The 5,127-nt window shown below is 33.7% G+C and carries 7 protein-coding genes; all 7 read left to right on the plus strand.

What is annotated here, in order from left to right; translation table 11 throughout:
* Positions 1–209: 209 nt before the first annotated feature.
* The 7 genes from AMS59_RS00155 (at position 210) to AMS59_RS00185 (ending at position 4,905) form a co-directional block, all read left to right on the plus strand.
* A complete protein-coding gene (locus AMS59_RS00155) occupies positions 210–728 on the plus strand; it encodes an RNA polymerase sigma factor (RefSeq protein ID WP_053481757.1) in 519 nt (172 codons plus the stop codon).
* Complete coding sequence (locus AMS59_RS00160; protein WP_053481758.1) at positions 725–1,741, plus strand: DUF4179 domain-containing protein; 1,017 nt, start codon at positions 725–727, stop codon at positions 1,739–1,741. Before AMS59_RS00155 ends, AMS59_RS00160 begins: the two co-directional genes overlap by 4 nt.
* Before the next feature lie 272 nt (positions 1,742–2,013).
* Positions 2,014–2,295, plus strand: a complete 282-nt coding sequence (locus AMS59_RS00165) for a CD3324 family protein (protein WP_053481759.1) — start codon at positions 2,014–2,016, stop codon at positions 2,293–2,295.
* 160 nt (positions 2,296–2,455) lie between these two features.
* The gene (locus AMS59_RS00170; RefSeq protein ID WP_053481760.1) at positions 2,456–3,031 is read left to right on the plus strand and encodes a GNAT family N-acetyltransferase; all 576 of its coding nucleotides are present in this window, start codon (positions 2,456–2,458) and stop codon (positions 3,029–3,031) included.
* Between the two features lie 438 nt (positions 3,032–3,469).
* Positions 3,470–3,934 (plus strand): helix-turn-helix transcriptional regulator, encoded by a 465-nt coding sequence (locus AMS59_RS00175; RefSeq protein WP_053481761.1) that lies wholly within the window; start codon positions 3,470–3,472, stop codon positions 3,932–3,934.
* Positions 3,935–4,016: 82 nt separating this feature from the next.
* The gene (locus AMS59_RS00180; RefSeq protein ID WP_053481762.1) at positions 4,017–4,217 is read left to right on the plus strand and encodes a helix-turn-helix domain-containing protein; all 201 of its coding nucleotides are present in this window, start codon (positions 4,017–4,019) and stop codon (positions 4,215–4,217) included.
* 184 nt (positions 4,218–4,401) lie between these two features.
* Complete coding sequence (locus tag AMS59_RS00185; RefSeq protein WP_053481763.1) at positions 4,402–4,905, plus strand: GNAT family N-acetyltransferase; 504 nt, start codon at positions 4,402–4,404, stop codon at positions 4,903–4,905.
* The last annotated feature ends 222 nt before the right edge of the window (positions 4,906–5,127 follow it).

Below are 5,127 nucleotides of genomic sequence, written 5' to 3' on the forward strand. Positions count from 1 at the left end.
TATTGGCAAAGTGGTAACGGAAAAATCCTTTTATCGCTCAATAATAAACTTATTTTTTCCTAATCAACACGCCTGAAAATTTATATTAGTAGGTAGCGACCGACTGTTATTTCGCCGGTTGCTTTTTTAGTGTAATAAAATAAAAATTGATGCAACTAACTATCAATCAAAATGCTCTAACGGTATGTAAGAGAAAAAGAGGTGATTACATGCGATCCGAGTTTCTTGTAAAAAAAGCAAAGAAGGGAGATGGAGAAGCATTTATACAATTAATCCATCAATATGAAATGACACTTTATAGGACGGCCAAACGACTTGGTTTAAAAGATGAGGACATTGCAGATCTTCTTCAAGATACAATACTGACAGCGTTTGAAAAAATAGATTCTCTAAAAGAAGCAAAATATTTTAATACATGGATTTGTCGAATTCTTTTAAATAACTGCTATCGCTTTATGAAGCAGGATCAGCGTACTGTACCGCTAGATGTAACGACATTGCATGAACTGCGACACCAAGATCAAATTTCACTTGAGCTTGATGATGCATTAGAGAGTCTAGATGAGAACAATCGCATTGCTTTAACGCTTTATTATGTGAATGGGCTCACAACAAAAGAAATTAGCGAATTTCTTCATGAATCAGAAGGGACGATTAAGTCGAGGATTTCTAGAGCGAAGCAATATTTGAAAAATAATTATTATGTTGAGGGGGCACAATTACTATGAAAAAATCATTAGACGACCGTTTACATGAGGAAATGAATAGAGAACAAGAAATACCGGAAATTGTGCAAAAAGCTTTTGATCGTTCATATACAGAGATTCGCTCTAAATCAAAGAAAAAGACAAAAAAACGTTGGTTGAAGCCTATTTCAGTTGCGGCTGCATGTGCAGTGCTCGCTTCGGGTGTGATTTTGTCTAATGATACAGCAATGGCCAAAATAAAAGCATTTCTAGGGTTCGAGGACGCTGGGATTGAACTGGCTAGTCAAAACGGAGAGGTACAATATGTTGGTGTATCGCAAAGCTCACAAGATGTTACGGTTACACTTGAAAATACATTTGCTGATGCCTATCGAGTAGGGGTGGGAATGGAAATTTTACCGAAAAATATTGATATAAAAGATATTTATGACGTATTCATCGAATATCGTATGTATGATTCAAAAGGAACAGAAATTGATTCCCTTATTTCAGATACAAAGCCTCTCGCCCCAACAGACATTTCGGCAAGCCATTATAAGAATATGCTAAAAGAGAACGATCAATCTATGATAGTAGAACTTTTATTAGAGTCCAACGAAAAGGCATGGCCTTCTTTAGAGAACGCTCAATTAGTAATCGAAACGATTCGCTTTTCAACGGAAAAGGAAGGTTTAGTCACTGTTAATGGAAAATGGTCGTTTACATTGACGCCAACAACGATTGTAACGCAACCTTTTAAAGCAGAAAATGCTGTTGAGGGCATTCAACTTCAATCAGCAACCCTTACAAATGGCTCTATGCATGTATCTTTAATGGTCGACGCCGATCTTTCCGAGGATGAAAATCAATTTTTTGAATGGGCATTAACAAACGAAAAAGGAGAGTCCTTTTATGCAAGAGGAGTTACTACAGAATTGAAAGATGGGAAAACCGTTGTTAATTTAGTATACCCATATAGTATTTGGAGTAAGGAAAAACAACTAAGCTTAAATATAAAGGGCTATGAAAAATTAAAACTAATAAGTAAAGAATAGAGTTTCAAAGTGATGTGTTAGGCGAGTACATTAGCAGAAATATCGCTAATGTACTTTTTTATTTGTATATCGATAATAATGCTTACAGGAATCTATAAAACCCCTTTGTATTTTTGATTAAATGGTATATGATGGAACAAAATTACAGAAATACAAGGGGGATTGTTTGATGAGAGGGTATACTTTTTTTGCATAGCAAAGGCTATTGCAATATAAGATAAATAAAATAGCCTTTGCTCTTCCTAAAAAATATTAAATTTAGGAGTGCAAATATGAGCTATAAAAAAGCAAAGCATATTCTACCAGCTGAGTTGCTAGAGTTAATACAAGAATATGTTGATGGTGAATATATTTATATACCGCGGAGAGCAGAACATAAAAAAGACTGGGGATCCAATACTGCTACAAGAAAAGAATTGGATGTAAGAGACTGTAATATTTATAACGATTATCTATCGGGAGCGGACACGGCTACTTTAGGTGAAAAATATTATTTGTCTTCGAAGAGTATTCAAAGAATTTTATTAAAAGAGAAAAGAAGAAGAATAGAATAGTATAAGCCAGTGTGGTTTTTGACCACATTGGCTTATTTTCCTTTATGAATTATGTATGAGGTTTTTTCAGGCAATCTAGGCTGGGTATAATTTAATCAGCTTCTTTTGAATTTCCATCTTTAGTTTATTTTGATATTCATTCAAAAAAAGGAGGAAAAAAATGAACTTTACCAAATTATTAGGAACATCTTTTCCGTCAATACAAACTGAACGCATTAAATTAAGAAAGTTGAAGTTGGAGGATGGTCCTACGTTATTCAATTATTATTCAAATGAAAATGTATATTGTTATCTCGATTGGAATGGACCAGAAACTTTAGAAAGAAGTTATGAAGTAATTAATTTTTGGAACAAAGGCTATGAGGAAGGCTGGATTATTCGTTTTGCTATTGCTAACAAAGAAACCGATGAAATTATTGGTACCATTTTTTTAAGTGAATTTGTAGGCAAACGAGCTGAAATTGGTTATGAATTATCTGAAGAATATTGGCATCGTGGCATTATGTCGGAAGCTGTTAAGGAAGTATTATCAATAGGATTTAATAAGTTAGGTTTAGTAAGAATACAGGCAATTGTCACGGAAGAAAATATAGCTTCAAAGAAGTTACTGTCGAAATTCAACTTTAAGGAAGAAGGCTGCTTAAGACAATTTGAATGCCATAGTGTTACTGGAGAATGTAAAGATATGTTGATCTATAGTTTGCTGCATACCGAGTTTTCAAAGAAGAATATATAAGTTTTATAGTAATTTCAGATGAGTTTCCAATAAAAAGTGCGACAAAAACCTATTTAATGAGTTTTGTCGCATTTTTGTATAGTGTTCTATTTTCCTCTATTTTCGAAAATTCCTGTTAATAGAAATTCCAATATGTGATAATTACCATAAATTAAGGATCATCACCAAAACGTGTGGTTGATTTCCGTTCCGACTGGGCGCTTTCCTGGGGGCGTCCGATGAGCCGCTTCGCTTCGCTGCAGGGTCTCGGGCCAACACGAGGTTGGTCACGAAGGCGTTATCACAGGACGTGATGGTTTTAGCCTTCGTTCCTCTATTGCTGATCCCCAAGGAGTCGCCCAGTCTCCACTCCAATCAACTTATTCACATAGTATACGTTTTACCAAAAGTCATCCACGACTTTTAGTGATGAACCTAAATTAAGGGGGGAGTAATAAAATGGAGAAGAATATTTTAAGTTTAAAACTAAAAAGATATCGAGAAGAAAAAGGAATCACTCAACAAGAACTAGCTGAGATTTTGGATGTTAGTGATAAGTCTATATCTAAATGGGAACTTGGGAATGGTTATCCGAGTAAGAGAAATATGCTGAAGATATCGGAGATTCTAGATATCAGTGTGGAAACATTGTTATTGGAGGAAAAGAACGATGATAAAGAAAAAATAAAGTTAAGTATTAAATATAGCTTAATTAGTTATATCATTATTTTTGCTGTAACCTTAATAATCAGAGGTTTGACAGGTGCAGAACAGTATCAAAACATTTTATCTAAAGATATTATTGAGATTTTTAAACTACTTGCAAGTGCATTTGTACAAAATATAGGAATTGCTTTACCACCCGCAATTATCATTGGTTTCGTTTTTTATTTTTATATTTTTCCTAAACAATCAAGAGAGTAGATATAAAAATCTGCTTTCTTTTTTTATAAAAAAATCCTTATAACTGGTATTTTAGAGTTATAACGTATGAGAAGGTGAGAAAATGCTGGGGAAATTTTTGAGAAGTAAAAAGAAAAATAAGGAATGGCGTGGAGGAAATTCAAACGGACGGCCTAAAGTAGCTATAAATGAATTACAATTGCTGCATTTAAAGGATGCTGGAAAAAGTAATCGAGAAATTGCACGAATACTTCGCGTTTCAGAAGCTACTATTCGGAGACGATTGAAAGATTTAGAGGGGTGATTTTCTCTTTATTCGAGTCGTTATACATATATGTGATGCGCCAGAAAGGAATGTGTATATATTTCTTCATGTCAGGATTCCAATGGATTAAAAACAAACTCTTCGGTATGATGTCGTAAAGAGTTTGTTTTTTCTTAAATATGGATTACATTACATATTTTTCAGAACAAGGGGATGAGTTAGCTTGGAAATATCAATTAATAGCTTACAAGAACGTGACGCAGAAGAATTATTTAAGATTGAAAAGAATAATAGACTATTTTTTGAACAAATGGTACCTAGTCGTGGAGAAGAGTATTATAATTTTGAAACGTTTAAAATAAGACATAAAGAGCTTTTAGCAGAACAACAGGAAGAAAAATCAAAATTCTACTTAATAAGAGATAACACCGGTAATATTATTGGAAGAATTAATTTAGTAGATATAGATACAACGAATGATATAGCAGAAGTTGGTTATAGAGTGGGTCAAGAATATGGAGGCAAAGGAATAGGGGCTAAAGCCTTAAAGCTACTATTAGAAACAGAAATCAGTGTAAAAAAGATTAAAGCAAAAACAACAACAAATAATATTGCATCTCAAAGGATTCTTGAAAAAAACGGTTTTAAACAAGTGTGTATAGATGATGATGAATTCGAAATGAATGGTCAAAAGCTGCAGTTTATCGATTATCTTTTAGAACTCTAAAAGCCATGGTGTCTTCTGTTGGTCTTGATGGATAGTAAAAATCCTAAGAGGGGTGGTTGAAAGAAAGTGTTTAAACGCATCATGATACTTTTTTCAATTATTGCAGCGATACTTTTGTTGATCATTACGACAAGTTATATTATTCACTCAACTTTCGCACCCTGAAAGATCAAGACATTGCTTGAAATAACTAGGCAGAGCTGCTAACCATTTGTTCATTTG

Origin of the sequence: Lysinibacillus sp. FJAT-14745 (assembly GCF_001275675.1) — a bacterium.
In the GTDB taxonomy this organism is placed as follows: domain Bacteria; phylum Bacillota; class Bacilli; order Bacillales_A; family Planococcaceae; genus Lysinibacillus.